23 protein-coding genes are annotated in these 25,684 nt (G+C 66.2%); 16 read left to right on the plus strand and 7 right to left on the minus strand.

Translation table 11 applies throughout. The annotated features are described in order from the left end of the window. Nucleotides 1-2: 2 nt before the first annotated feature. From CFE35_RS06520 to CFE35_RS06545, 6 genes are all read right to left on the minus strand, one after another. Nucleotides 3-497 carry a TspO/MBR family protein gene (locus tag CFE35_RS06520; RefSeq protein WP_292929210.1) on the minus strand — a complete coding sequence of 165 codons (495 nt, stop codon included), beginning with the start codon at nt 495-497 and terminating at the stop codon, nt 3-5. Continuing rightward, nucleotides 494-1,693, minus strand: coding sequence for a geranylgeranyl diphosphate reductase (locus tag CFE35_RS06525; protein ID WP_292929212.1), 1,200 nt, complete (start codon nt 1,691-1,693; stop codon nt 494-496). The genes CFE35_RS06520 and CFE35_RS06525 overlap by 4 nt, the downstream gene beginning before the upstream one ends. After that, nucleotides 1,690-3,015 carry a BCD family MFS transporter gene (locus CFE35_RS06530; RefSeq protein ID WP_292929214.1) on the minus strand — a complete coding sequence of 442 codons (1,326 nt, stop codon included), beginning with the start codon at nt 3,013-3,015 and terminating at the stop codon, nt 1,690-1,692. The genes CFE35_RS06525 and CFE35_RS06530 overlap by 4 nt, the downstream gene beginning before the upstream one ends. Beyond that, on the minus strand, nt 3,015-3,911 hold the full coding sequence (chlG, locus tag CFE35_RS06535; protein ID WP_292929876.1) for a chlorophyll synthase ChlG: 897 nt from the start codon (nt 3,909-3,911) through the stop codon (nt 3,015-3,017). The genes CFE35_RS06530 and chlG overlap by 1 nt, the downstream gene beginning before the upstream one ends. Before the next feature lie 92 nt (nt 3,912-4,003). Next, a complete protein-coding gene (ppsR, locus tag CFE35_RS06540; RefSeq protein WP_292929216.1) occupies nt 4,004-5,425 on the minus strand; it encodes a transcriptional regulator PpsR in 1,422 nt (473 codons plus the stop codon). Nucleotides 5,426-5,439: 14 nt separating this feature from the next. Then, nucleotides 5,440-6,411: a B12-binding domain-containing protein gene (locus tag CFE35_RS06545; protein ID WP_292929218.1), complete on the minus strand. Its 972-nt coding sequence runs from the start codon at nt 6,409-6,411 to the stop codon at nt 5,440-5,442. 180 nt (nt 6,412-6,591) lie between these two features. Here CFE35_RS06545 and bchF point away from each other — a divergent pair, with 180 nt between their 5' ends. The 15 genes from bchF (at nt 6,592) to rlmJ (ending at nt 23,202) form a co-directional block, all read left to right on the plus strand. Beyond that, complete coding sequence (gene bchF, locus CFE35_RS06550; protein ID WP_292929220.1) at nt 6,592-7,131, plus strand: 2-vinyl bacteriochlorophyllide hydratase; 540 nt, start codon at nt 6,592-6,594, stop codon at nt 7,129-7,131. Continuing rightward, entirely contained in the window at nt 7,128-8,432 is a 1,305-nt protein-coding gene (locus CFE35_RS06555) for a ferredoxin:protochlorophyllide reductase (ATP-dependent) subunit N (RefSeq protein ID WP_292929222.1), read from the plus strand. Before bchF ends, CFE35_RS06555 begins: the two co-directional genes overlap by 4 nt. 4 nt (nt 8,433-8,436) lie before the next feature. Beyond that, nucleotides 8,437-10,017 carry a ferredoxin:protochlorophyllide reductase (ATP-dependent) subunit B gene (bchB, locus tag CFE35_RS06560; protein ID WP_292929224.1) on the plus strand — a complete coding sequence of 527 codons (1,581 nt, stop codon included), beginning with the start codon at nt 8,437-8,439 and terminating at the stop codon, nt 10,015-10,017. Continuing rightward, on the plus strand, nt 10,007-13,729 hold the full coding sequence (locus CFE35_RS06565; protein ID WP_292929226.1) for a magnesium chelatase subunit H: 3,723 nt from the start codon (nt 10,007-10,009) through the stop codon (nt 13,727-13,729). The genes bchB and CFE35_RS06565 overlap by 11 nt, the downstream gene beginning before the upstream one ends. 11 nt (nt 13,730-13,740) lie before the next feature. Next, nucleotides 13,741-14,631, plus strand: coding sequence for a ferredoxin:protochlorophyllide reductase (ATP-dependent) iron-sulfur ATP-binding protein (bchL, locus tag CFE35_RS06570; RefSeq protein WP_292929228.1), 891 nt, complete (start codon nt 13,741-13,743; stop codon nt 14,629-14,631). Continuing rightward, on the plus strand, nt 14,631-15,356 hold the full coding sequence (bchM, locus tag CFE35_RS06575) for a magnesium protoporphyrin IX methyltransferase (protein WP_292929230.1): 726 nt from the start codon (nt 14,631-14,633) through the stop codon (nt 15,354-15,356). The genes bchL and bchM overlap by 1 nt, the downstream gene beginning before the upstream one ends. 2 nt (nt 15,357-15,358) lie before the next feature. Beyond that, entirely contained in the window at nt 15,359-16,801 is a 1,443-nt protein-coding gene (locus CFE35_RS06580; RefSeq protein WP_292929232.1) for a BCD family MFS transporter, read from the plus strand. 73 nt (nt 16,802-16,874) lie between these two features. After that, nucleotides 16,875-17,651 (plus strand): photosynthetic reaction center subunit H, encoded by a 777-nt coding sequence (gene puhA / locus CFE35_RS06585; RefSeq protein ID WP_292929233.1) that lies wholly within the window; start codon nt 16,875-16,877, stop codon nt 17,649-17,651. After that, nucleotides 17,648-18,277 carry a photosynthetic complex putative assembly protein PuhB gene (gene puhB / locus CFE35_RS06590; RefSeq protein ID WP_292929235.1) on the plus strand — a complete coding sequence of 210 codons (630 nt, stop codon included), beginning with the start codon at nt 17,648-17,650 and terminating at the stop codon, nt 18,275-18,277. Before puhA ends, puhB begins: the two co-directional genes overlap by 4 nt. Continuing rightward, complete coding sequence (puhC, locus tag CFE35_RS06595; protein WP_292929237.1) at nt 18,274-18,756, plus strand: photosynthetic complex assembly protein PuhC; 483 nt, start codon at nt 18,274-18,276, stop codon at nt 18,754-18,756. Before puhB ends, puhC begins: the two co-directional genes overlap by 4 nt. Beyond that, nucleotides 18,756-19,043, plus strand: a complete 288-nt coding sequence (locus CFE35_RS06600; protein ID WP_292929239.1) for a hypothetical protein — start codon at nt 18,756-18,758, stop codon at nt 19,041-19,043. The genes puhC and CFE35_RS06600 overlap by 1 nt, the downstream gene beginning before the upstream one ends. Nucleotides 19,044-19,156: 113 nt before the next feature. Next, the gene (gene acsF / locus CFE35_RS06605) at nt 19,157-20,182 is read left to right on the plus strand and encodes a magnesium-protoporphyrin IX monomethyl ester (oxidative) cyclase (RefSeq protein WP_292929878.1); all 1,026 of its coding nucleotides are present in this window, start codon (nt 19,157-19,159) and stop codon (nt 20,180-20,182) included. Beyond that, complete coding sequence (gene puhE, locus CFE35_RS06610; RefSeq protein WP_292929241.1) at nt 20,176-20,961, plus strand: putative photosynthetic complex assembly protein PuhE; 786 nt, start codon at nt 20,176-20,178, stop codon at nt 20,959-20,961. The genes acsF and puhE overlap by 7 nt, the downstream gene beginning before the upstream one ends. Nucleotides 20,962-21,004: 43 nt before the next feature. Further along, nucleotides 21,005-22,225 (plus strand): 5-aminolevulinate synthase, encoded by a 1,221-nt coding sequence (hemA, locus tag CFE35_RS06615; RefSeq protein WP_292929243.1) that lies wholly within the window; start codon nt 21,005-21,007, stop codon nt 22,223-22,225. A gap of 134 nt (nt 22,226-22,359) precedes the next feature. Then, complete coding sequence (gene rlmJ, locus CFE35_RS06620; protein ID WP_292929245.1) at nt 22,360-23,202, plus strand: 23S rRNA (adenine(2030)-N(6))-methyltransferase RlmJ; 843 nt, start codon at nt 22,360-22,362, stop codon at nt 23,200-23,202. Between the two features lie 111 nt (nt 23,203-23,313). Here the strand turns inward: rlmJ and CFE35_RS06625 are convergent, their stop codons facing one another. Beyond that, the gene (locus CFE35_RS06625) at nt 23,314-23,826 is read right to left on the minus strand and encodes a cytochrome c family protein (protein ID WP_292929247.1); all 513 of its coding nucleotides are present in this window, start codon (nt 23,824-23,826) and stop codon (nt 23,314-23,316) included. A 266-nt stretch (nt 23,827-24,092) separates the two neighbouring features. Here CFE35_RS06625 and CFE35_RS06630 point away from each other — a divergent pair, with 266 nt between their 5' ends. Next, nucleotides 24,093-25,664 carry a GtrA family protein gene (locus CFE35_RS06630; RefSeq protein WP_292929249.1) on the plus strand — a complete coding sequence of 524 codons (1,572 nt, stop codon included), beginning with the start codon at nt 24,093-24,095 and terminating at the stop codon, nt 25,662-25,664. Nucleotides 25,665-25,684: the final 20 nt, after the last annotated feature.

The following is a 25,684-nucleotide window of genomic DNA, read 5'->3' on the forward strand; positions in this document are numbered from 1 at the left end:
CCTCAGAACGGCCCGTTGAGCTGGATCACCTGCCAGTTGAGCGCGCCGGCGGTGGTGACCCACGCCAGATAGGGCAGGAGCAGCAGCGCCGCGATGCGCGAGAAGCGTCCGCAGGCGAAGATCAGCACCACGATCGAAACCCACAGCACCGAAAGTTCGACAAAGGCCCAGTCGGGACGGCGCAGCTGAAAGAACAGCACCGTCCAGCTGACATTGAGCGCGCCGTTCATGGCGAACAGGCCGATCAGCGTATCGGCAGAACGGCTATCGGGCGCGGCGCGCCACGCGTTGACGCCGGAGGCCGCGATGAGGGCGAAAACAATCGTCCAGATCACGCCGAACGCAGGCGGCGGCGGGTTCCAGCTGGGCAGGCGCAGGCTTTCGTACCAGCCGCTCGTGTCGGTCATCGTGCCGCCGACCCCGGCGACAACGATGGCGGCAATCGCGGCAATGGCAATCGGCAGCCCCCAAGGGCGATCCCTGAGCGGGCTGGTCAAGGGTGTGCCGCCCTCAGTCCCAACAGATGCGCCGTATCTTTCAGGAAGATGCGCAAGTGCGCCATCGGATCGGCGCGAACCAGCTTCTTGTTCATGTAGGCCTGCCAGGTGAGCTTCTGCACATCGGGATCCGCACACATCGCCACGAAGCGTTCACGGCGCTTGTCGCTGGAATACCAGAAGTATTGCATGATCCCCAGAACCCAGAACACGCGGCCATGATCCTTCAGGAAAGTGCGGCGCGCGGCCTTGAGTGCCTTGGGCTGGCCGGTCAGCACGAACTGGTGCGCGGCATTGGCGACATGCCGCCCGCACGCCATCGCATAGTAGATCCCCTCGCCCGAGGCCGGGGCGACGACGCCGGCGGCATCGCCCGTGACGATCACATCGCGTCCATTGTCCCAGCGCTTTAGCGGCTTGAGCGGAATGGGCGCGCCTTCGCTGCGCACCGTTTCGCAAGTCACAAGGCCCATTTCGCGGCGCATCGTGGCAACCGATCCGCGCAGCGAGAAGCCCTTGTTGGCGCTGCCCACCCCGATGCTGGCGGTCTCGCCATGCGGGAAGACCCAGCCGTAGAAATCGGGCGAGACGCGGCCCTGATAGATCACATCGCAGCGCGTGGGATCATAGCCCTGGTCGTTGGCGGGGGGAGACTTGATGATCTCATGATAAGCGAACACGCACTTCACGTTCTCGCCGTCCGGCAGGCTATCGCGCGCCACGCCCGAACGTGCGCCATCGGCGCCGATCACCAAGCGCGCCCGCACGCGCAGCTCCGGCCCGCCACGCGCCTCGCGGTAGACGACGACCGCGCCTGCCGCGCCGTCGCGCTCGATCCGCTCGAACGTACCGGTGCGCCGCTCCGCTCCCACTTGCGCCGCGCGGTTGCGCAGCCATTCGTCGAACACATCGCGATCCACCATGCCGACATAGCCGATCTCGCCCACCGGCATATCGACCGCACGGTTCGACGGGGCGACCATGCGCGCCGAGCGGGCGCGGGCGACCAGCAGGCTATCGGGTATGGCGAATTCTTCCATCAGGCGTGGCGGAACTGCGCCGCCGCATGGCTTGATGCGCCCTGCCCGGTCCAGCAGCAGAACGCTGTGGCCCTTGCGCGCCAGATCGGTTGCAGCCGTGGCACCGGAAGGTCCGCCGCCCACGACGACGACATCGAATTCAGCTCCGCTGCTCATGCTTCCGCCTCCCGCAAGGGCAGCGCCGGGACATGTCCCGCAATGCGCGCCGCCATGATCGCAGCGGCCATGAACAGCATGGCCTCTGCCGTGAAAATTGTCTGGAATGCGCGCCCGTCGCTTTCCGCATGACGCGCAAGATCAACCCCGATGGCGCCGATCAGCCCGCCAAGCCCGAAGGCGATGGCCTGCGCCGCGCCCCACACGCCCATGCGCACGCCGGTATCGCTGCCGTTGCCGCCACCGGCCAGGCTCATCATCGCGCCGATGGCGGAAACCGCGAACACGCCGTTGGCAAATCCGAGCACGCCGATATTGGCGGCCAGCGGCCAGCCCGGCCCGATCCCCGCGCCCACGGCCAGCCCGGCCAGCGCCAGTGCCGAACCGACACAGCCCGCGGCGATCCAGCCGCGCAGTTCCCCCGCAGCGCGGCCCGCGAAGGCGCTGCCGCCGACACCGGCGACGATCATGCCGAGCAGCACACCGCTGTGCTGGGTCGCGGAGAGCGAGGTCGATTGCGCCGGGGTCATGCCGAAGACGAGCCCGGCGAAGGGCTCGAGGATGAGATCCTGCATCGAATAGGCGAGCATCGAGAGGAACACGAAGACCGTGAAGCGGCGCGCAGCCGTTTCGGCAAACACCGCGCGCAAGGCATCGCCGAGGCTGGAGCGGTCCGGCGCTGCACCGGAGAGCGCAGCGGCGGGCAAGCCGCGTTCGAGGCGGAATGTGGCGAGGATTGTCAGCACAAGCGCGGCCAGCGCGATGCCGCCCGAGACGGCAAAGAGGCGGCTCCACGAGAACGGTTCGAGCAGAGCGCCTGCCGTGCCTGCGGAGATCACGATACCCATGACCATCATGATCCACGTGACAGCGGCAGCGGCAGCGCGCCGCCCTGGCTCAACGCCCGCAGCGAGGAGCGCGAGGAGCGACGTGCCCGCCGCGCCCACGCCTGCGCCGATCAGCACGAAGCCGATCAGAAGCAGGACATTCGCCATCAGCGGCGCGAGCGCGAGGGCCGCGACGGCCAGCATGGCACCGAGGCCGAGCACTGCCACGCCGCCGATGATCCAAGGCGTGCGCGCATGACCCTGATCGGAGCCGTGGCCCCAGACAGGCCGGGCGAGTTGCACCGCATAGTGCAGCGCGACGAGCCCGGCGGGCACGGCAGCGGCCATGCCATATTCAACGACCATCACCCGGTTGAGCAGCGAGGTGGCCAGCATGACGATGGCCCCGATCGAGGCCTGCACGAGGCCGATGCGGACAATCGAAAACCAGCCGAAGCCTGCCGCGCGGTCGCGCCCAGATCTGCCGCGCGCCATCACCAATGGCCGCCAAGCCCGCCGGCAGCCGCCAGCATCCCCAGCACATAGAGGCTGACCCCGGTGGCGCTGTACCACGGGGTATGGCGCGCCGGATCGCTCAGCAGGCGGGGCATCAGCGCGAACTGCGCGGCGAGCACACCCGCCACGATGAGCGCGGAAAGCGTCAGCCCCTCGCGCAGCAGGAATACCGCAACGATGACTTGCGCCAGCGCCATGACTCCGCAGGCGAGCAGCGCGGCCTTGCGCACGCCGAGCACGACTGGCAGCGAGCGCACGCCGGTTTGAATATCGCCCTCCACCGCCTTGAAATCATTGAGTGTCATGATCCCGTGCGCACCAAGGCTGTAGAGCACGAGGACGATCAGCACCGGAGTGGAAGGCAAAGCGCTCGTCATCACGGCTGCACCGGTGAACCAGCTGAGCCCTTCATACGTGAGGCCGACCAGCGCAGGCCCCCACCACCCGCTGGCCTTCAAGCGGAACGGCGGCGCGCTGTAGGCCCAGGCCGACGCAAGGCCGATCACGGTTGCGACCATGACCCATGTGCCGAGCGCCGCACCGACCGCGAACGAAAGCACCGTTCCCGCGCAGGCGATCCCCAGCCCCCAGCGGCCCGGAATGCGGCCCGAGGGGATCGGGCGGTTCGGCTCGTTGATGGCATCGACATGGCGATCGAACCAGTCGTTGATTGCCTGGCTGTTGCCGCACACCAGTGGCCCCGCGAGCATGGCGCCCACGATCACCGCGATCCAGTGGCCGGACGCGGGCTGACCGGAAGAAACGACGCCGCACATGAAGGCCCAGATGGGCGGAAACCAGGTGATCGGCTTGAGCAGTTCCAGCACGGCGCGCGGCGCGGGACGGCGGATGTCCGCGCGGGGCGGCGGGGCCATCGAAGGGGCCGATGTGGCTGGCTGCGTCATCCCTGGAGGGTATGGTTGACACCCTCAAGTGTCAATGGTTTCTTACACTTGCGCGGCGCGCGCTATTCGCTCTCGCCCACAAGGTTGCCCAGCCCGTAGCGGTGAAGCTTGGAATAGAGGCTCTGGCGGCTGAGGCCGAGAATTTCGGCCGCAGAAGCGCGGTTGTCCGACGTGTAGGCCAGCGCCGCTTCGATGCACAGGCGCTCGATCAGATCGGTGCTCTCGCGCACGATCTCCTTGAGCGAAGCGCGGCCGACCAGTTCGGTCAATTGCTCGACCGAGCGCGGCAGATCGAGCGGAGTCGGCGGCAGATCGCGCAAGCGGCGGCCGATCTCGCGGATCGCGAAGCCATAGCACGGGGAATCGCCCGAAGTTCGCACGGCGGAGAGCTCCACCGGCTCTTCCAGTTCGGAATCGCGGGCGCGCACCACCGTGCTGACATTGCGCGCAAGGCCATATTTGGTGAGCTGGCCTTCGATGAGATCGAGGTCGATCCCGGGCCGGCCGACGAATTCGCCCAGCGGACGACCGCGAATCTGATCGAGCGACGCCGCCCGGGCCAGTTCGAGAAAGGCGATATTGGCGGCGATAATCCGCATCCGGGCATCGGCCACGACAAAGGCATCTGGCATCCGCTCGACGATATCGAGCAGCGTGGCCGCGCCTTCGGTCGGGCGTCCGCCCGGCGAACTGAGGCGAACCAGCAGGTAGCGCCCGCCGAGCTGGCGAAAGCCGGTGGCCGACATCGTCAGATCCTGGCGCGCGCGCTCAAGCTCGACTGTCAGCGGCGAGACATCAGACGTGGTCAGCACCGCGCCGAGATAAGCGATCAGCGCATCGCGCGAACTGCGCGCGACGAGCCCGGAAAGCTTGGCCCCGACAAGGCTGCCGGGGCGCGCATCGAGCAGGGTGTGGGCTGCCGGATTGGCTTCCTGAATGCGCTGGCTATCCGCTTCGACCAGCAGGACTGGTTCGGAGGACAGATCAAACAGAAGGCGGTAGCGTGTTTCGATCTGGCGCAGGCGCATGTAATCGCGTTCGAGCGATTGCTGGGCCTGCAGCAGGCGCTGCTGCAGCACGACCGCGCCGCGCATATCGCGCCCCACCGCAATCAGGCGTTTGCCGCCATCGAGGCTGATCACCAGATAGCGTACCGGGATATCACCGGCCGGGCTGGTGTGGTTGATCTGGCGCCAGCGGTTGCTTGCGTCACCCGGCTCTACCATCAGCATGTCGCGGACCTTGGTGCGGCTCTCGACCGTCACCGTGGTCTCGAATGGATGGCCGATCCAGCCGTCGCAACCCGGGAAATCCTGCCGGTTGGCCGCGACATCGATGATGCGGCCAGACGGATCGAGCGAGAGGGTGATATCACCGGCGGCCAGCACCAGTCGCAGCGCATCGGCCGGGCCGATCGCGCTGAAAGCTGCTTCGGACCGGGTAAACGGCGTCTTGTCCGCGAGGGCGCGTTCAGGTTGGACCACGATAGCGACCGGCTCTAGCCGGCGTTCACGGTCCGGTGCGCAGACACGCCGACCAGACGGTTGGCGAGAGCAAGCGCCCCGGGTGCATCAACCGCCGAACCATCGGCGCCGGCTTCGAGTGCCATGGCAGGATTGGAATTCACCGCATGTCCGCCCACCAGAATATAGACATTTTGGCACATGGACACGCTGCGGATCGCCTTGATGGTTCTTGAAAGGGATTCGGTAGTCACATCACAAGATACGGTCAACCCGACCAAGTCATAGGATTTGTTGGCAACCTTCGATACGAGCTGGCGCATGTCCGGGGCAACGAGAACTTCGCTTTCCCAAGCCGCCCGTACAAACACTTCGTGGACCATCGTCGCGCCGAAACTGTGCTGCTCGCCGGGCATCGGAGAAAACAGGGCGCGGCACGGCGCGTTGATCGGACCGGTGATGACCGGGCTACCCCATGCAATCTCCCGCATCACTTCCTGAAGCCGCCACAGGCCGATGGTCACGTCGAGGAAATCACACAGATCTTCTTCCCACAACACGCCAAGGCGGCGCGCCGCAGGTGCCAGCAGATCCACGAAGAGCGCATCGATGCCCACGCCGCGCGCAAGATATTCCTCGACATGGACGAGCAGTTCGTCTGCCTGCAGCGTGAGCGGGAGCGGCGAGAAGCGCGCCACATCGTCTGCCGTGACAACCCCTCCGCCTTGCGGCGCAGGGCGCCCCGGGCGCATGCGATGGGCCACCAGCAACTGGGGAATGATCTCACCCTCGATCAGGGTGCTGATCGCCGAACTGGAACTATTGCGCGTGCGGCGCGCGTTGCCTCCCCGGCCTCCGCCTGCATTGCTGCTGCCAGCATTGCGCCGGGCATTCGCAGGCACGCCAGTATGCTCGTCGTGTGGGCCGGCAGGATCCGCCTTGCGGGTTCCCTGGCCACTTTTGCCAACCGCCAAGTCCATGCCAGACTCTCCCGTCTGCCGCAGCACAATGTCTGCGTGGGGATCGTGGTTAAAGACACTCCGACTCTGTCCCGTGCCAAAGACCTAACCCCATTCCGGAACCATGGCAAACGCAATCGTGTCAATTTTTCTTGTCGTCCAATTTTATTGACAGTCCGTTCGAACGAGTCGTAAGCTGCTCGTTACGAAGAGGATGGGACGCACGAAATGTCGGAAGCTCGGACGACAGCGCTGCGCGGATTTGGGTCCAGCTCGGGCCACCGCCAAAGCGCTCACGGGCAGGCCCGGCAGGCCCGCCCGCTTTATACCCCTGAAGAACAGCGCCGCCGCGATCAAACCCCGTGGACATTGGTTCAGGGGCTGCTCGCACCCTTCCAGTTCGTGGTGTTCGTCGTCAGCCTCGTGCTGGTCCTGCGCTGCCTGCTGACCGGCGAAGGCACCTTCGCGGCCGACATGTCGGTCATCGCCAAGACCCTCACGCTTTACACCATCATGGTCACCGGCTCGATCTGGGAGAAGGTGGTCTTCGGCAAATGGCTCTTCGCCCCGGCGTTCTTCTGGGAAGACGTTGTCTCGATGCTCGTGATCGCGCTGCACACCGCCTACCTGGTGATGCTGCTGGGCAAGATCGGCACGATCGAGGCGCGCCTCACCGTCGCGCTCGCCGCCTACCTTACCTATGTCGTCAACGCCGCACAGTTCGTGTTGAAGCTGCGCGCAGCCCGGCTTCAGGCGAAAGCCGCATGAGCCCCGCACAGGTCCTCGCCAAGTCGGAAACGTCGCGCGACGGCGGACTCGAAGTGCTGCGCGAGCGCGGACAGCGCGAAGTGTTCTGCGGGCTGACCGGGATCGTCTGGCTGCACCGCAAGATGCAGGATGCGTTCTTCCTCGTCGTCGGCTCGCGCACCTGCGCCCACTTGCTGCAATCGGCGGCGGGCGTGATGATCTTTGCCGAACCGCGCTTTGCCACTGCCATCATCGAGGAGCGCGATCTGGCCGGGATGGCCGATTGCCACGCCGAGCTCGACCGCGTGGTCGATCGGCTGCTGGCGCGCCGCCCGGAAATCCGGCAGCTGTTCCTCGTCGGCTCGTGCCCGTCCGAAGTGATCAAGCTCGATCTCGGCAATGCCGCGCAGCGTCTCGGCGCCAAGCATGTGCGCACCGAGGGTAGCGAAGGCGTTCGCATCCTCGCCTATTCGGGCAGCGGGATCGAGACGACCTTCACCGAAGGCGAAGACGCCTGCCTGACCACGCTCGTGCCGGAAATGCCCGCCGAAGCGCCGGGCGCGGCGCTGTCGCTGGTCATGGTCGGCACCCTGCCCGATATCGTCGAGGACCAGTTCCTGCGCCTCTTCGCCGAACTCGGCATCGCCCATGTTGGCGTGCTCCCGGCGCGGCGCGCGGGCGGACTGCCCGCCTTGGGGCCGAACACGCGCTATCTGCTGGCGCAGCCCTTCCTCGGCGAAACCGCGCGGGCGCTGGAAGACCGGGGCGCGGTGCGGATCGACGCCCCCTTCCCCTTTGGCGCAGACGGCACGGCGGCCTGGCTGGCAGCTGCGGCAGCGGCGTTCAGCATCGACGAGATGCACGTGAACCGCGTGATTGCGCCGGGCCGCGAACGCGCCAAGCGCTCGCTTGAACGCTATCGCCCGATGCTCGAAGGCAAGCGCATCACGTTCATGCCGGATTCGCAGCTGGAAATCCCGCTCGCCCGGTTCCTCAGCACCGAACTCGGCATGATCCCGGTCGAAGTCGGCACCCCCTATCTCCACCGCGCGCATCTCGCAGCCGATCTTGCGATGCTGCCTCCCGAAACCCGGATCAGCGAAGGCCAGGACGTGGAGCGCCAGCTCGACCGCGTGCGCGCCGACCGGCCCGATCTCACCGTCTGCGGCCTTGGCCTTGCCAATCCGCTCGAAGCCGAAGGGCTTTCCACCAAGTGGTCGATCGAACTGGTGTTCTCGCCGGTTCACGGCTTCGATCAGGCGGGTGACCTCGCTGAACTGTTCGCCCGGCCGCTGCGCCGCCGCGACGTGCTGAGGATATAGGCCCATGCAACTCGCCGTCTGGACCTATGAAGGACCGCCGCATGTCGGCGCCATGCGGGTCGCAACGGCGATGCGCGGCGTGCACTATCTGCTCCATGCACCGCAGGGCGATACTTACGCCGATCTGCTGTTCACGATGATCGAGCGGCGCAGCGCCCGCCCGCCGGTCACCTACACTACCTTCCAGGCCCGTGATCTGGGCAAGGATACGGCCAGCATGTTCCAGAACGCCGCGCGCGATGCGGTGGAACGGTTCAAGCCGCAGGCGCTGCTCGTTGGCGCTTCGTGCACTGCCGAGCTGATCCAGGACGATCCGGCAGGTCTTGCCGAAAACATGGGGCTGCCCTGCCCGGTGATCCCGCTTGAGCTGCCCAGCTACCAGCGCAAGGAAAACTGGGGCGCTGCGGAAACCTTCTACCAGATCGTGCGCCATCTCGCCGATACGTCGGTGCGCCCCGCCCCGCGCGAAGGCCGCCGTCCGCGCGTCAACCTGCTCGGCCCCGCCGCGCTCGGCTTCCGCCACCGCGACGACGTGCGCGAGATCCGCCGTATCCTCGATCTGCTGGGCATCGACGTCCATCTCGTCGCCCCGCTCGGCGCATCGCCCGAGGATATCCGCACCATCGGCGCGGCTGATTTCAACATCGTGCTCTATCCCGAAATCGGCGACGAGGCCGCGCGCTGGCTCGACAAGACCTTTGCCCAGCCCGCGATCCGCACCGTGCCGATTGGCGTGGGGGCAACGCGTGCGTTCATCGCGGAAGTGGCGGCGCTGGCGGGCGTCGATCCGGCCCTCGCTCTTGATGATCCGTCCTCGCACATGCCGTGGTGGAGCCGCTCGGTCGATTCGACCTACCTCACCGGCAAGCGCGTCTTCATCTTCGGCGATGCCACCCATGCCGTCGCCGCCGCGCGCATCGCGAGCGAGGAGCTGGGTTTCACCGTCTGCGGGCTCGGCTGCTACAACCGCGAATTTGCCCGCGATATCCGCGCTGCGGCCAAGGAATACGGGCTCGAACCGCTGATCACCGACGATCACCTGACGGTTGAAGAAGCCATCGCCGCCGCTGCGCCCGAACTGGTGCTGGGCACGCAGATGGAGCGCCACATCGCCAAGCGGCTGGGCGTGCCTTGCGCGGTGATCTCAGCGCCTGTCCACGTGCAGGATTTTCCCGCGCGCTTCAGCCCGCAGATGGGCTTCGAAGGCGCGAACGTGATCTTCGATACCTGGGTCCACCCGCTGGTCATGGGGCTGGAGGAGCATCTCCTCACCATGTTCCGCGACGATTTCGAATTCAGCGACGCGGCGGGGCCTTCGCACCTGCACGGCGCAGCGCCCAGCCACAGCGCAGCCCCCCAAAACGCCGCACAGCCGGAACCGGCCGAGCAGGCAGGGCTGGCAACGCCGGTGGCCTCGAACGACACTGCAGGGTGGACCGACGAGGCAGAGCGCGAACTGCGCAAGATTCCGTTCTTCGTGCGCGGCAAGGCCAAGCGCAACACCGAGAAGTACGCGAACGACATGGGGCTGGCGGCTATCACGCTCGACACGCTCTACGAGGCAAAAGCCCATTATGCGCGGTAAGGCTCCCCTTCCCACCCCGGACACCCCTGTTCGCGTTGTCGTCATCACGCTCGACAACCACCTTTCGGGCGCATTTGCCCGCGCACAGGCGCAGTTTGCTCGGGCCGGGACCGGGGTCCACATCGATTTTCATGCCGCCGCTGATTGGGACGAAAAGCCCGGCACGCTCGATGCCGCGCAAGCTGACATTGCCCGCGCCGACATCATCCTGTGCACGATGCTGTTCCTTGAGGACCACATCCGCGCGGTGATGCCCGCGCTCGAAGCCCGCCGCGACGATTGCGATGCGATTGTCGGCCTGATGTCTGCGGGCGAAGTGGTCAAGCTCACCCGCATGGGTGATTACCGGATGGACAAGCCCGCCACCGGCATGATGGCCTTGCTCAAGAAGCTGCGCGGATCGAGCAAGCCCGGCGCCAGTTCGGGCAAGGGCCAGATGGCCATGCTGCGCCGCTTGCCCAAGCTGCTGCGCTTCGTGCCCGGCACCGCGCAGGATGTGCGCGCCTATTTCCTGACCTTGCAATACTGGCTGGCGGGCAGCGACGACAACGTCGTCGACATGATCCGCGCGCTGATCGACCGGTACGCCAGCGGCGAGCGCGCAGGCCTTCGCGGCGCGATGAAGGCCGAAGCGCCGCGCGAATATCCCGAAGTCGGCGTCTATCACCCGGCGATGACCCCGCGCCTTGCGGCAACCGCTGCGGCTCTGCCTGCCAGCGCCACGGCGGGCAAGCGCGGCACGGTCGGCCTGCTCATGCTGCGCTCTTATGTGCTGGCGAAGGATGCCCGCCATTACGACGGCGTGATCGCGGCGCTGGAAGCGCGGGGCCTCAAGGTCATCCCGGCCTTTGCTGGCGGGCTCGATGGCCGCCCGGCGATTGAAGCGCTGTTCATGAAGGACGGCAAGTCCGTGGTCGATGCGGTGGTCAACCTCACCGGCTTCAGCCTGGTGGGCGGCCCGGCATACAACGACACAGCGGCGGCCGAAGCGATCCTTGCGAAGCTCGACCGGCCCTATATCGCCGCACATCCCGTGGAATTCCAGACGCTGCAGGCTTGGGGCGCGAACCCGCAAGGGCTGCTGCCGCTGGAATCGACGATGATGATCGCCATTCCGGAACTGGACGGCGCGATTCAGCCGATGGTGTTCGGCGGCCGCGCGGACGGCAGCGGCGAGGCTTGCACTGGCTGCGCCAAGAGTTGCACGTTTGTTGGATCGGGTACCGCAGGCGTCCGCCAGATGGAAAGCTGCGCCGAACGCGCCGAGGCACTGGCCGCGCGCGTGCTCAAGCAGATCGACCTTGCCCGCGCGGCAGCAGCAGAGCGGCGCATCGCAGTCGTGCTGTTCAACTTCCCGCCGAATGCCGGCGCGGCAGGCACGGCGCAGTTCCTCAGCGTGTTCGAATCGCTCCGCGCCACGCTCGTGCGGCTCTCGGCAGAAGGCTATTCGGTCGAAGTGCCCGAAAGCGTCGATGCGCTGCGCACCGCGATCCTCGTCGGCAATTCGGCGCGCTATGGCACCGAAGCCAATGTCCATGCGCGGGTAACGGCGGACAGCATCGTTACGCGTGAGACGTGGCTGAAGGAAATCGAAGCCTCGTGGGGCCCTGCCCCGGGCAAGCTCCAGTCAGACGGCAGCGCGGTGCAGATCCTCGGCGCGCAGTTCGGCAACGTGTTTGTCGGCATCCAGCCCGCCATCGGTATCGAAGGCGATCCGATGCGCCTGATGTTCGAAGGCCGCTTTGCCCCCAGCCATGCGTTTGCCGCGTTCTACCGCTGGCTGCGCGAAGATTTCGCCGCCCACGCCGTGCTCCATTTCGGCACGCACGGCAGCCTCGAATTCATGCCCGGCAAGCAGACCGGCCTCACCGCTGAATGCTGGCCTGACCGGATGATCGGCGATCTGCCCAACGTCTATCTCTACGCTGCCAACAACCCTTCGGAAGGCGTGCTCGCCAAGCGCCGTTCAGGCGCAACGCTGGTGAGCTACCTCACCCCCGCCCTCACCCGCTCGGGCGTCTACAAGGGCCTCGCCGATCTCAAGGCCTCGGTCGAACGCTGGCGTTCGCTGCCGCCGGGCGACCAGCAGGCCGTGCTGCTGGCAGAGCTTGTCGCCGATCAGGCCGAAGCGCTGGATCTGGATGGCAGCGACGTGCCTGCCCTCGCAGCAAGGCTCTATGAGATCGAGCGCGAGCTGATCCCGCAGGGCCTGCATGTGGCCGGGCAAGCCGCAACCCGCGAAGAACGCATCGAAATGATCAGTGCCTCTGCCGAAGCGCGCGGCCACCCGCTGAGCGCCGAGGCGGCTGAAGCGCTGGTCGATGGCAAGCTGCGGCTCGATACGCCGCTGCTCAAGGAAATGGGCGCGCTCAATGCCGCGCTTTCGGTAAACCACGAGCTGGACGGTATCGTCCGTGCGCTGGCAGGCCGCTTTGTGCGCCCCGTCTCGGGCGGCGATGTGCTGCGCGCCCCGGAAATCCTGCCGACCGGCCGCAATATCCACGGATTCGATCCGTTCCGCCTGCCCTCCGCCTTCGCGGTAAAGGACGGCGCGGAGCAGGCGCGCAAGCTGCTCGAACGCAGCCTCGCGGACTCCGGCCACCTGCCGCAGACCATCGCGATGGTGCTGTGGGGCACCGACAACCTCAAGAGCGAAGGCGCGCAGATCGCGCAAGTCCTCGCCCTCATCGGCGCGCGGCCGCGGTTCGATAGCTACAGCCGCCTTGCCGGGGCCGAACTGATCCCGCTGGAAGAACTGGGCCGCCCGCGCATCGATGTGATCGCCACGCTGTCCGGCGTGTTCCGCGATCTCCTGCCGCTGCAGACGCGGATGCTCGCCGAAGCCGCCCTGCTCGCTGCCTGCGCCGACGAGCCGCTGGAGATGAACTTCGTGCGTGCCCACGCCATTGCGCACCAGAACGAACATGCCTGCGATTTCGAGACGGCTGCCTTGCGCGTCTTCTCCAATGCACACGGTGCTTATGGCGCGCAGGTCAACCTGATGATCGACAACGGCGCCTGGACCGATCCGGACGAGCTGGCCGACAGCTTCGAGCGCCAGAAGGGCTATGCCTACGGGGTGAAGGGCGTGCCGATCCGGCAGGCCGCGATCCTCGCCTCGGCGCTGCGCACTGTCGATTGCGCCTACCAGAACCTCGAAAGCGTCGAACTCGGCATCACCTCGATCGACCAGTATGTCGATGCGCTGGGCGGCATCAGCCGCGCCGTCACCCGCGCCAAGGGCGGCGAAACGGCGCCGGTCTATATCGGCGACCAGACTCAAGGCACCGGCAAGGTCCGCAGCCTGCAGGAACAAGTCGCGCTCGAAACCCGCACCCGCATCCTCAACCCGGTGTGGACCGAAAGCCTGCTGCGCCACGGCTATGAAGGCGTGCGCGCCATCGAAGGCCATGTCACCACCACGATGGGCTGGTCCGCCACCACCGGCGAAGTCGATCCCTGGGTCTACCAGCGCATCAGCGAAACCTACGTTCTCGACGCGGCCATGCGCGAGCGCCTGGCCGCCCTCAATCCGCGCGCTTCGGCCCGCGTGGCAAACCGCCTTCTCGAAGCGGTCGACCGGCAATTCTGGTCGCCTGACGAAGCCACTCTCGCAGCCCTCCACGCCGCCAGCGATGAACTCGAGGACCGCCTTGAAGGGATTACCCCTTCCAGCGCGGCCCCCGCATCCCTCGCAGCCGTCGCGGCATAAAGGAACATATCATGGCGCTACTCGATCCCCCCACCCGCTCGCCAGATGGCGCCGGTTCGGTGCAGGTCCGGCTCGATCCCGCTGACCGCATCGGCAATGCCAAGGTCTTCGCGGTTTATGGCAAGGGCGGCATCGGCAAATCGACCACCTCGTCGAACCTTTCGGCGGCGTTTTCGATGCTCGGCCACCGCGTGCTGCAGATCGGCTGCGATCCCAAGCACGATTCCACCTTCACGCTCACCAAGAAGCTGATGCCGACGGTGATCGACGTGCTGGAATCGGTCGAGTTCCATGCCGAAGAACTGCGGCCCGAAGACTACATGTTCGAAGGCTTCAACGGCGTCATGTGCGTTGAGGCTGGCGGCCCGCCGGCGGGCACTGGCTGCGGCGGCTATGTCGTCGGGCAAACGGTCAAGCTGCTCAAGCAGCACCACCTGCTCGAAGACACCGATGTGGTGATCTTCGACGTGCTGGGCGATGTGGTCTGCGGCGGCTTTGCCGCTCCGCTCCAACATGCCGAGCGCGCCATCGTGGTGGCTGCGAACGACTTCGACAGCATCTTCGCGATGAACCGCATTGTCGCCGCCATCAACGCCAAGTCGAAGAACTACGACGTGCGCCTTGCCGGTGTTGTTGCCAACCGTTCGGCCGCAACGGACGAGATCGACCGCTTCAACGCCGCCACTGGCCTCAAGCGCCTCGCCCACTTCCAGGATCTCGATGCGATCCGTCGTTCGCGCCTGAAAAAATGCACGCTGTTCGAAATGCCCGACAGCCCGGACGTGATCAAGGCGCGCGAGGAATACCTCAATCTCGCCCGGACGCTCTGGGCCGGCGCGCCTGCGCTCGATGCGCTGGCGATGAAGGACCGCGATATCTTCGATTTTCTGGGGTTTGAATGATGGCAACGCGCGCATCCTCCGGGTTCGATCAGCACGGCTCACGCTTTGCGGCGCAACGCGACAAGCTGACGACGTATTTCGACAGCACGGCGCGCAAGGCGTGGATCGATCTCACGTCCGACGCCAAGGTCAGCGGCATCCGCGCGACCGTGCGCGCCGGGCGCGATGCGATGCGCGAGGTGCTGTTGAACTGGCTGCCGCATGACCTCAGGCGCAAGCGCGTGCTCGATGCCGGGTGCGGCACCGGCGCGCTCAGCGTGCTGGCGGCGCGGCGCGGGGCCGAAGTGGTCGGCGTGGATGTTGCGGGCGGCCTTGTCGCCATCGCGCACGAACGTTGCCCATCGTTCCTCGGTCATGGCCGCATCCACTGGCGCGTGGGCGATATGCTCGATCCCGCACATGGCCGCTTCGATCACGTCGTCGCGATGGACTCGCTGATCCACTACCGTCCGGAAGACATTGTCTCGACGCTCGTCTCGCTCGCCGAGCGCTGCGACGGCTCGATCGTGTTCACCCACGCGCCTTCCACCCCGATGCTGCGCGCGATGCACACCACCGGGCTGCTCTTCCCCCGCAGCGACCGCGCCCCCGCGATCGTGCCGGTGCGCCAGGCCGATCTGATCAACCGGATCGAAGCCGCGCTGCCCGGCTGGCAGGTGCGGCGCAGCCAGCGCATCGGCAGCGGCTTCTACATTTCCAACGCGCTCGAACTGGTCCGCGACTGAGCATGACCAGCACCCCCGCCTTGACCGACACTGCCCAGCAAACCCGCCTCTCGCGGGTTGCGGCGCAGTGGACGCGGGTGGGCATGAGCTGGCTGCCGTTTGCCGATGCCGCCAGCGCCGAACTGCCGCTCTCGCGCCTGCTGCGTCTCGCGCTGTTTCAGGTGAGCGTCGGCATGGCGACCGTGCTGCTCAACGGCACGCTCAACCGCGTCATGATCGTGGAACTGCACACGCCGGCCTGGCTGGTTTCGCTGCTGATCGCGATGCCCCTGCTGTTCGCTCCCTTGCGCGCGCTGATCGGCCACAAGTCCGATACGCACCGTTCGGTGCTGGGCTGGCGGCGTGTGCCCTACATCTGGTTCGGCACGCTGATGCAGTGGGGCGGCCTTGCGATCATGCCGTTTGCGCTGCTGCTGCTGAGCGAGACGCGCACGTTCTATCAGGGCCTTGTGGGCGGCGCGCTGGCGTTCCTGCTGACAGGCGCTGGCCTGCATGTCACGCAGACCGCCGGCCTCGCGCTGGCCACCGATCTTGCCCGCGCCGACAAGCGCCCGCGCGCGGTGGCGCTGCTCTATGTGATGCTGCTGCTGGGCATGATGGTCTCGGCCTTCGTGATCGGCGGGCTGCTCGTGCCCTTCAGCCCCACCCGGCTGGTGCAAGTGATCCAGGGCGCGGCAGTCGTCACGCTGGTGCTCAACGTGACGGCGCTGTGGAAGCAGGAAGGCCGCAACTCCGCCGCAACCGCCAAGAACCGTGAGACCCCGGAATTCAGCGATGTGTGGCGCACGTTCGTGGCCCAGCCCAACACCGTGCGCCTGCTTTCCGCCATCGGCCTCGGCGCGGCGGCGTTTGCCATGCAGGACGCGCTGCTGGAGCCATACGGCGCCGAACTGCTCGGCCTCGCTGTCGGTTCGACGACCATGCTGACCGGTTCGTGGGCGTTCGGCGCGATCCTCGGCTTCTCGCTGTCCACCCGCGTGCTGGAACGCGGCCTCGATCCGCTGCGGCTTGCCGGTGGCGGCATGGTTGGCGGGATCTGCGCCTTCATTCTCGTGCTGCTGGCCGCGCCGCTGGGCTCGCCCTTCCTGCTGGCCATCGGCGCAGGTTCCATCGGTTTCGGCATCGGGCTGTTTTCGGTCGGCACGCTGATCGCGGCGATGTCGCTGGCAGAACGCGGCGATTCCGGCGTGGCGCTGGGGGCGTGGGGCGCGGTTCAGGCAACGGCGGCGGGCAGCGCGCTCGCCGTGGGCGGCGTATTGCGCGACACGGTCACGTGGCTGGCTGGCGCGGACGGACGCGGGGCAGGCTATGCCACGGTCTACAGTCTTGAAATCGTGATGCTGATCGCGGCGCTCGTCGTGCTCGGGCCGCTGGCCGGCAAGCGTATCGGCATCGCAGGCGAATTGCCCGGCGGGCAAATGGTCTTGCCGGAGTTTCCGACATGATTGCGGTGCGTGAATTGAATTTGGTGGTGGGACATGCGGCCTCCGGGGCCTTGATCCGGGAAAGGAACATTCGATGAAAAGCGCATATGTTGTTGGCTCGATTGACGTCGCGGAGCTCTCGCTCGCTGCGTTCTTCCTCTTCTTTGTCGCGCTGGTGTTCTGGCTGCGGCGCGAAGACCGTCGCGAGGGCTATCCGCTCGAGGACGAGATCAACGGTTTCATCGAGACCGTCGGCGGCCCACTCTCGACCGCGCTGCCTAAGGCCTTCCGGCTGCCGTTCGATCGCGGCACCGTGATGGCACCGGTTGGGCGTGCCGAAGGCCGCGAGCCGGTGGATATCGCCGCCAAGCGCTATGAAAACTTCGCCGGTGCGCCCTACGTGCCGACCGGCAATCCGCTGGTCGATGGCGTCGGCCCGGCATCTTATGCGAACCGCGCAATGTGGCCCGATCAGGACGCGCATGGCCGCGCCCGCATCGTGCCGCTTTCAACCGAAGGCCACATCTCGGTGTGGAGCGGCAGCCGCGATCCGCGCGGCATGCAGGTCATCGCCGCTGACGGCAAGATCGCCGGCACCGTGACCGATCTGTGGATCGACCGCGCCGAGCACCAGATCCGCTACCTTGCGGTGCAGACCACAAGCGGCAAGTCGGTCCTCGCGCCGATGGCCATGGCAACGGTGACCGCCGCTGGCGTGACCATCGATGCGATCAACGCGGCCGACTATGACGGCGTACCGCAGCTCGAAGCAGCTGCCGAGATCACCCGCTATGAAGAAGAGCGCGTGATTGGCTACTTCGGCGGCGGCTATCTCTACGCCAACGCCGGCCGGCAGGAGCCAATCCTGTGAGAGAGCACGATATCGAGCCGATCCGCGGCCTGCCGGGTGATCTGCCTCCGGGTGAGGCGATCCTCTGGCAGGGTGCACCTGATGCGCGCGTGTTCGCACGCAGCGCCTTGGGGGCGCGGTGGATCGGCGGATATTTCGCAGCTCTGGTCGCCTGGGCCATGGTCAGCGGCACACCGCTCGGCGCGCTGCTCACGGCAGGCTTCGGCGTTCTCGCGGTCGGGCTGGCCTATGGCTTTGCCCTGCTCGTGGCGCGCAGCACGGTCTACACGATCACCAATCGCCGTGTCGTTCTGCGCATCGGTGTGGCACTCAGCAAGTGCATCAACCTGCCGCTGAGCAAGGTGGATTCGGCAGACTTGCGCAACCTCGGCGGCGGGTTCGGCGATATTGCGCTCGTGCCGCAGGGCTCCAGCATGCTGGGCTATCTGATGCTCTGGCCGCACGCCCGGCCCTTCCGCCTCGCAAAGCCGCAGCCGATGCTGCGCGCACTAGCCGATGCGGCAGACGCCGCTGCCATCCTTGCCAAGGCGGCAGCCGCGATCACGCCGGTTCAGCAGCGCAGCGAAGCGGCATCCGCTACGCAGGCACCGCGCCCCGTTCTGGGTGCAAGAGAGGCAGCAGCATGAGCCTGGTTCACGATCACGAGCAGACGATCCCCAAGCACGCCGTGGCTTCGGCCGCGATGCTGGTGATCACCGCGCTGGCACTGACCACGCTGGTCAAGGTCGGCGTGCTCAACCGCGAGGCCGTGCCCGCACTGGTCCGCACCGAGGCGCATGTCGCCCCGGCGGTGGTGCGCACGCTCAGCTTCAGCGACCGTGCCGACGGCGCTGTCGTGGTGCGCGACGTGACGACCGGCGAGACGGTGCGCGTGCTGATCGACGGCGTTCCGGGCAACGGCTTCGTGCGCGGGGTGATGCGCGGCATGGCGCGCGAGCGGCACAGCCGCGGCGTCGGCATGGCCCCGCCGTTCACGCTGACGCTGTGGAAGAACGGCACGCTGAGCCTCGATGACAAGGCCACGGGCCGCTCCATCGAACTGGGCTCGTTCGGTCCAGACAACCGCGCTGCCTTTGCCGCGCTGCTGCCCGGAGGCGCTGCCTGATGGGCGGGAGCAGCTTCGATACCCCCTGCCGCATCGAGATCGAGCAGACGCCCGAGCACTTCCATGCGCACGTCCGCCTGGCGGGCGATATCGAGCTGCAACCCGGCGACCGCGTCAAGGTCCACGGCGCGCCGATCCGCGTTGACTTCGGTCAAAGCATGGCCATCGACCGCATGGCAACGGTAACCCGGGCGAGTCTGCCTGTCCGGCTGTGGATCAAGCTGGCGGCCTATTTCGACCTCACCGAACTCTACGAAGTCAGCTTTACGCCCGGGAGACCGTCATGAACGCCCCTACCACGATTGACCCCAATTCTTCCGCGCACGCCGAATTCAGCCGCGCCGCAGCCGCCGCCGGGCTTGATTTCGACACGGGCAGCAGCGCCGGAAAAGTCGACACGATGGCCATGGCCCGCGCCGAAACGGTGCTGAGCCCGCGCTTCTACACCACCGACTTCAACGCACTCGATGCGATCGACGTTTCGCTGGTCCGCAAGGAATGGGACGGCCTGATGGCCGAAATGCAGGCGGACCCCAACAAGACCCACTTCAAGCGCAAGGAAAGCTTTGCCGGGATCATCGAGAACCTCGAACCGGCGCTGCGCGAAGAGTTCACCGATTTCCTTGTCAGCTCGATGACGTCCGAATTTTCCGGCTGCGTGCTCTATTCCGAAATGGCCCGCCGCACCCGCAACCCAGACATGAAGCTACTGTTCAAGCTGCTCGCACGCGATGAAAGCCGCCACGCCGGCTTCATCAACGAGACGCTCAAGGATGCCGGCATCGGCGTCGATCTGGGTTTCCTGACGAAATCGAAGAAGTACACCTACTTCCGCCCGAAGTTCATCTGGTATGCCGTCTATCTCTCTGAAAAAATTGGCTATGCGCGGTACATCACGATTTACCGGCACCTCGCCAAGCACCCCGAGCACCGCTTCCACCCGATCTTCTCGTGGTTCGAGGAATGGTGCAACGACGAGTTCCGCCACGGCGAGGCCTTTGCCCTCCTGATGCGCGCCGATCCCAAGCTGCTCACCGGGCTGAACCGCCTGTGGATCCGCTTCTTCCTGCTCTCGGTCTACGCCACGATGTATGTGCGCGATCACGCCCGCCCGGTGTTCCACGCCGCGCTCGGCGTCGATCCGACCGAGTATGACTACAAGGTCTTCTCGGTCTGCACCGCGATCACCCGGCAGGTCTTCCCGATCGAGCTGGAAACCGATCACCCGGCCTTCCGCCGCCGGATGGACGATCTGCTGAACGCCAGCAACCGCATCGCCGCAGGCAAGGAACGCGGAGGACTGGTCGGCGCCTTCCAGCGCTTCAGCGGCGTGGCCAGCGCGGGCCTCGCGTTTGCGCGCATGTACTTCCACCGCACGCAGGAAAACGCCCTGCCCGCCAGCGTGCGGATGCAGCCTTCGTGGTAAGCTTTTCCGGCCACGCCGTGCCCATGGTGGTCACGTTGCTCGTGTGGTTCTTCGCCACCGGGCTGATCGCGTGGCTGGATAACCGCGACCGCGCCACCTTCCCCCGCGCGTTGGCGTTGGCGGGTGCGGGCGGGATCGCCGGGCTCGTTGCGGTTGTGGTCGGCTCAGTCATGCCGGGCATGGCAGGCGCCTATATCGGCTTCGTCGGCGCGCTGATGGTGTGGTCGTGGCACGAGGCGAGCTTCCTGATGGGCGCTGTCGCAGGCCCGCGGCGCGAGCCGAGCAACCCTGCCGCGCGCGGGTGGGACCGCTTCATCGATGCCGGATCGACGCTGATCTACCATGAAATCGCCCTCGCCCTCACCGCGCTGATGCTGCTTTCGCTGGGCTGGAACGCGGTGAACCCGACCGGCGCGGAAGTCTTCGTGCTGCTCTTCTCGCTGCGGGTGGCCAGCAAGCTGGCGCTGTTTGCCGGAGTGCCGAGCCAGGTGGGCGATTTGCTGCCCCCGCATCTCGATTATCTGCGCAGCTATTTCGGCCCGCGCCGCTTTTCGCCCTCGCTGGGGCTGGCCCTGATGTTCACGGTGGGTCTCGCCGCCCTGCTCGGCCAGGCGGCGCTCGCCGCGCCAGCCGGCAGCACCGAAGCCGTCCGCGCCAGCCTGCTTTTCGCGATGGCCGCGCTGGGCGTTCTCGAACACGTGTTTCTCGCCTTGCCGTTTCGCGACGGCGCGCTGTGGGGCTGGGCGCTGCCCACCCGCAACAACCGCATCAACGTCTGAGCAATCGGGCCCAAGGGATTACAAGGGAAGGGGTATTTCGGCCATGGACTATGAGGCCTTCTTTACACAGGAACTCGACGGCATCCGCGGCGAAGGGCGTTATCGCATCTTCGCCGAACTGGAGCGCCATCGCGGCTCTTTCCCCAAGGCGACGCGCCATGTGGACGGCGGCACCCAGGAAGTCACCGTGTGGTGTTCGAACGATTACCTCGGCATGGGGCAGCATCCCAAGGTGCTCGATGCGATGCACACCGTGCTGGATGAATGCGGCGCGGGCGCAGGCGGCACGCGCAACATTTCGGGCACCAACCGCCACCACGCGCTGCTGGAAACTGAACTCGCCGATCTCCACCATAAGGAAGCCGCGCTGCTGTTCACCTCGGGCTATGTCTCGAACTGGGCGGCACTCGGCACGCTGGCGGCGCGCCTGCCCGATTGCGTCGTGTTCTCCGACGCAGGCAACCACGCCTCGATGATCGAGGGCATCCGCCACAGCAAGGCGGAATGCGTGATCTGGAAGCACAACGACTGGCGCGATCTGGATGCCAAGCTGTCGCAGGTCGCCCCTGGCCGCGCCAAGCTGGTGGCGTTCGAAAGCGTCTATTCGATGGACGGCGATATCTCCCCGATCCGCGAGATCATCGAAGTCTGCGAGAAGCATGGCGCGCTCTCCTACATCGACGAAGTCCACGGCGTCGGCCTCTATGGCCCGCGCGGCGGCGGCGTGGCCGAACGCGAAGGCCTGATGGACCGGATCGACGTGATCGAGGGCACGCTGGGCAAGGCGTTCGGCGTGATGGGCGGCTATATCGCGGCCTCCGAAGCGCTGTGCGACTATGTGCGCAGCTTCGCCTCGGGTTTCATCTTCACCACCGCGATCCCCCCTGCCCTCGCCGCCGGTGCCTGCGCCAGCATTCAGCACCTGAAGGTCAGCGGCTACGAACGCGCCCGCCACCGCGACCGGGTGAGCACGGTGCGCCGCAAGCTCAACGCGCTGGGCATCCCGCACCTCGATAACCCGAGCCACATCATCCCGGTGATGGTGGGCGACGCGCGCAAGTGCAAGATGATCAGCGACTGGCTGCTCGACAACCACGGCATCTATGTGCAGCCGATCAACTACCCGACCGTGCCGCGCGGCACGGAGCGCCTGCGCATCACCCCCTCGCCCGTCCACACCGACGGCGATATCGACCGGCTGCTCGAGGCGCTGAGCGATATCTGGTCACAGTGCGAACTGGCCCGGCGCGCTTACGCGGCCTAAGGCGCGCTGAAATCAGAAGCCCGGCTCCCTGCGATGGCGGGGGGCCGGGTTTCTTTTTGTGCGGCTGACAGACTTGCGCAGCCGAAATTGGAGAGATAGCGCGAACTTTTGGATCATCAGGGCTTGGTCGTGCAATGAATTATCGGCATTCCTTTCATGCCGGCAACAGCGCCGATGTCGTGAAGCACAGCCTGCTGATCGCCCTTGTTCGGGCCTTGCAGCGCAAGGACAGCGCGCTGACCCTGATCGACACCCATGCCGGCTGCGGGCTCTACGACCTGAACGGCGAGGAGGCCGGCCGCACGGGCGAGGCAGCGCAGGGCGTGGTGCGGGCTTTTGCTGACGCGAACCCCTTGCTGGACGACTACCGCGCCGCGGTGCAGGCCGTGAATGACGGGGAAGACGGGGCGGCCGGGCCGCACCTCTACCCCGGCTCGCCGAAGATCCTGTCGCAGCTGCTGCGCCCGCAGGATGTTCTGATCCTGAACGAAAAGCATCCGGAGGACGCGCAGGTCCTGCGCCGCGCGATGCGCGGCACGTCCGCTGCCGTTCACCAACGCGATGCCTACGAGCTATGGCTGGCGATGGTGCCGCCCCGGACCCCGCGCGGCGTGGTCGTGGTCGACCCGCCCTACGAGCAGACGGACGAACGCGCCCGGATCACCGCCACTCTTGCCGCCGCGCACCGCAAATGGGCGCATGGCGTGACGGTGATCTGGTATCCGCTGAAGGACCGGAGCGTACATGTGCGGTGGAAGGAGCAGCTGCGCAGGCTCGGCGTCCCTAAGATGCTGAACGTGGAGCACTGGCTCTATGACAGCGATCAGCCCGGAATCTACAACGGCGCGGGCCTGTTCATCGTGGGTCCGCCTTACGCCTTCACGGAAGAGCTGCCGCCCATGCTGCAAGCCCTGCGCACCGCGCTGGCGCCGGAGGGGTATCGGGGCGAGATCATCGCCGAGTGGTTGAACGGTTAGGGCAGACCTGTGTCGCCCCCATCTCCTGATAGGGCCACACTCAACCAGCCAACAAAAAACGCCGCCCCCTTTCGGGAGCGGCGTCTTGTTGTGCGCTGCCTTGAGCGACGCTTACTTGGTCGCCGACGTCAGATAAGCGATCACGTCTGCGCGGTCCTGCCCCTTGGCGAGGCCGGCGAAGGCCATCTTGGTGCCGGGAACGACGCGGGCGGGCTTTTCGAGATACTGGTAGAGCTTCTCGGCCGTCCAGGTGATGCCGCTTTCCTTGTTCGCGGACGAATAGGAGAAGCCCGCGACCTGGCCAGCCTTGCGGCCGATGATGCCGTGGAGCGACGGCCCGATGCGATTCACGCCAGCGTCGATCACGTGGCAGGTCTTGCACTGGGTGAAGATCTTCTCGCCAGCGGCGGCATCGCCCTTCATGTCGGCGAACTTGGTGCCATCGACCGTGGTGACGTCGTCAGCTGCGATCTTCGCAGCAGCAGGCGCGGCAGCATCAGCAGCCGGAGCGGCAGCAGCGGGAGCTTCAGCGGCAGGCGCTGCCGCTTCTTCCTTCTTGCCACCGCAAGCCGCCAGGGCGGCGGAAAGGGCGATCAGACCGAGGTATCCTCTCAAATTGCGCATGGCCATTCCTTTACGAACTGGGGCTTTTTACAAAAACTGCGGCACGATTATGACGAATCTCGATGACCAGCAACGGGCAATAGCGCCGCAATCCGCCATGACATCGTTCCTTACACACTTTTAATGTTCACCCGCAGCGGGATAGGCACAATTGTCCTCAAGGGCATGTCGCAAGACCCGCTGCGATCTGCCATTTGGCTGCAGTTTTGCATGCGATTGCGCCGCCCTTTGACAGCAGCGCGGATGCGCCCGTAAAGGCTGGCGGGATGAGGGCATGGCCATTCTCGGTTCTGGGTGATGCGCGCGGCGGGTCTGCGGGCATTTCGGCTTCGCGCAAGGACCCGCTTGGCGAACTGGCGCTGATCCTGCTGCTGAGCGCGGCGGCGGCCCTCCCCGCTGTTCTGGCCCCGGTACTTCCGCTGATCGATCTGGGCGGCCATATGGCGCGCTATGCTGTGCAGCTCGATGCGGGGCGTTCGCCGGTGCTGGCAAGCTGGTACACGTTCCAGTGGGGGCTGCTGCCCAATCTCGGCGTCGATCTGCTTGTGCAATTGCTGGCCCCGGTGATGGGGCTGGAGCCGGCGGTGCATCTCATCGTCGGATCGATCCCGCCGCTGATGGTGGCCGGCATGCTGCTGCTTTCGCGCGCGGCACATGGGCGGATCGGAGTGAACGCGCTCTATGCGCTGCCGCTGGCGATCTCGCTGCCCTATCTCTATGGTTTTGCGAACTTCGCGCTTTCCATCGCGCTGGCGTTTCATGCCATGGCGCTGTGGATCGCGCTGGAGCACAGGCCGGTCTTGCGCACCATTGTGTTCGTGCCGATCGGGTTTGCGCTGTGGCTGTGCCATCTGGTCGGCTGGGCGGTGTTCAGCCTGGTCGCAGGAATGACCGCGCTGGCGGCGGGCTGGCGAGAGCGCAAAGGCGTGGTGCGCACGCTCGCCGCCATCGCGCTGATGACCGCGCCGCTGCTGCTCGGCCCGGTGATCGGTGCGCTGCAGCCCAAGGACGGCGCGGAAGCCGTCGCGCTGCTGGCCAACAACGATGAACCGCGCAAGATCGTGTGGCTGATCATGGCGATGGCCGACCGCTGGCTGATATGGGACGCGGCGGGCGCGGCGGTGATCGCGTTCGTGATCTATATCAGCCTGCGCACGCGCGGTTTCGTGGTGCATCATGGGCTGATGGCGGCGGCGCTGGCGCTGCTCGCGCTCTATCTGGCCATGCCCGATACGATCATGGGCTCGCGCTTTGCCGATATGCGGCTGGGGCCAGTGATCCTCGCGCTGTTCGTGCTGGCCAGCGCGCCAAATGGGTCACGGGTCGATCCGCGCCTCATGCGCTGGCTGCTGATCGGCGGCTTCGTGTTCGGCGCAGCACGGCTGGCGACCAACTCGGCGAGCATGGCCCAATCAGGCCGCCAGTTTGCCGAAACGCTGACCGCCATCGAAGCCGTGCCGCGCGGGGCGAACCTCGTCTCGCTCTACGTTGATCAATGTTTGGGGTGGAACACCGACCGGCGGCGGCACATCATGGGCTATGGGCTGGTGCGGCGGCATGTGTTTGACAATGGCCAGTGGCAATTGCCGAGCGGGCAGCTGATCACGATCCACAACCCCCGCCTTGCGCCGTTCGACCGCGATCCTTCCACGATCACGTTTCTGGAGCCATGCAACGCTTCGCCGGGGCTGGCAGAGACGGTGCGGGTCATTCCGCGGGCGGCGCGCTATCTGTGGGTGATCCGCCTTGATCCCAGCACCCGGCTGCCCGGCTGGGAGCCGCTGCGCAAAACGCAGGACAGCGTGCTCTACCGCCGCTTGCCATCTCAACCGAATTGATAGACTATAACCACAACCGA

Source organism: Novosphingobium sp. PASSN1, from assembly GCF_002278815.1.

Bases quoted from the DNA above. Each gene is read 5' to 3' on its own strand.
- CFE35_RS06630 (WP_292929249.1), top strand. From the start codon at position 24,093: ATGAGGGCATGGCCATTCTCGGTTCTGGGTGATGCGCGCGGCGGGTCT.
- bchM (WP_292929230.1), top strand. From the start codon at position 14,631: ATGGCAACGCGCGCATCCTCCGGGTTCGATCAGCACGGCTCACGCTTT.
- CFE35_RS06555 (WP_292929222.1), top strand. From the start codon at position 7,128: ATGAGCCCCGCACAGGTCCTCGCCAAGTCGGAAACGTCGCGCGACGGC.
- CFE35_RS06565 (WP_292929226.1), top strand. From the start codon at position 10,007: ATGCGCGGTAAGGCTCCCCTTCCCACCCCGGACACCCCTGTTCGCGTT.
- CFE35_RS06530 (WP_292929214.1), bottom strand. From the start codon at position 3,015: ATGGCGCGCGGCAGATCTGGGCGCGACCGCGCGGCAGGCTTCGGCTGG.
- bchL (WP_292929228.1), top strand. From the start codon at position 13,741: ATGGCGCTACTCGATCCCCCCACCCGCTCGCCAGATGGCGCCGGTTCG.
- chlG (WP_292929876.1), bottom strand. From the start codon at position 3,911: ATGGCCCCGCCGCCCCGCGCGGACATCCGCCGTCCCGCGCCGCGCGCC.
- CFE35_RS06525 (WP_292929212.1), bottom strand. From the start codon at position 1,693: ATGAGCAGCGGAGCTGAATTCGATGTCGTCGTCGTGGGCGGCGGACCT.
- bchB (WP_292929224.1), top strand. From the start codon at position 8,437: ATGCAACTCGCCGTCTGGACCTATGAAGGACCGCCGCATGTCGGCGCC.
- hemA (WP_292929243.1), top strand. From the start codon at position 21,005: ATGGACTATGAGGCCTTCTTTACACAGGAACTCGACGGCATCCGCGGC.
- puhC (WP_292929237.1), top strand. From the start codon at position 18,274: ATGAGCCTGGTTCACGATCACGAGCAGACGATCCCCAAGCACGCCGTG.
- CFE35_RS06580 (WP_292929232.1), top strand. From the start codon at position 15,359: ATGACCAGCACCCCCGCCTTGACCGACACTGCCCAGCAAACCCGCCTC.
- puhA (WP_292929233.1), top strand. From the start codon at position 16,875: ATGAAAAGCGCATATGTTGTTGGCTCGATTGACGTCGCGGAGCTCTCG.
- rlmJ (WP_292929245.1), top strand. From the start codon at position 22,360: ATGAATTATCGGCATTCCTTTCATGCCGGCAACAGCGCCGATGTCGTG.
- CFE35_RS06625 (WP_292929247.1), bottom strand. From the start codon at position 23,826: ATGCGCAATTTGAGAGGATACCTCGGTCTGATCGCCCTTTCCGCCGCC.
- bchF (WP_292929220.1), top strand. From the start codon at position 6,592: ATGTCGGAAGCTCGGACGACAGCGCTGCGCGGATTTGGGTCCAGCTCG.
- acsF (WP_292929878.1), top strand. From the start codon at position 19,157: ATGGCCATGGCCCGCGCCGAAACGGTGCTGAGCCCGCGCTTCTACACC.
- CFE35_RS06600 (WP_292929239.1), top strand. From the start codon at position 18,756: ATGGGCGGGAGCAGCTTCGATACCCCCTGCCGCATCGAGATCGAGCAG.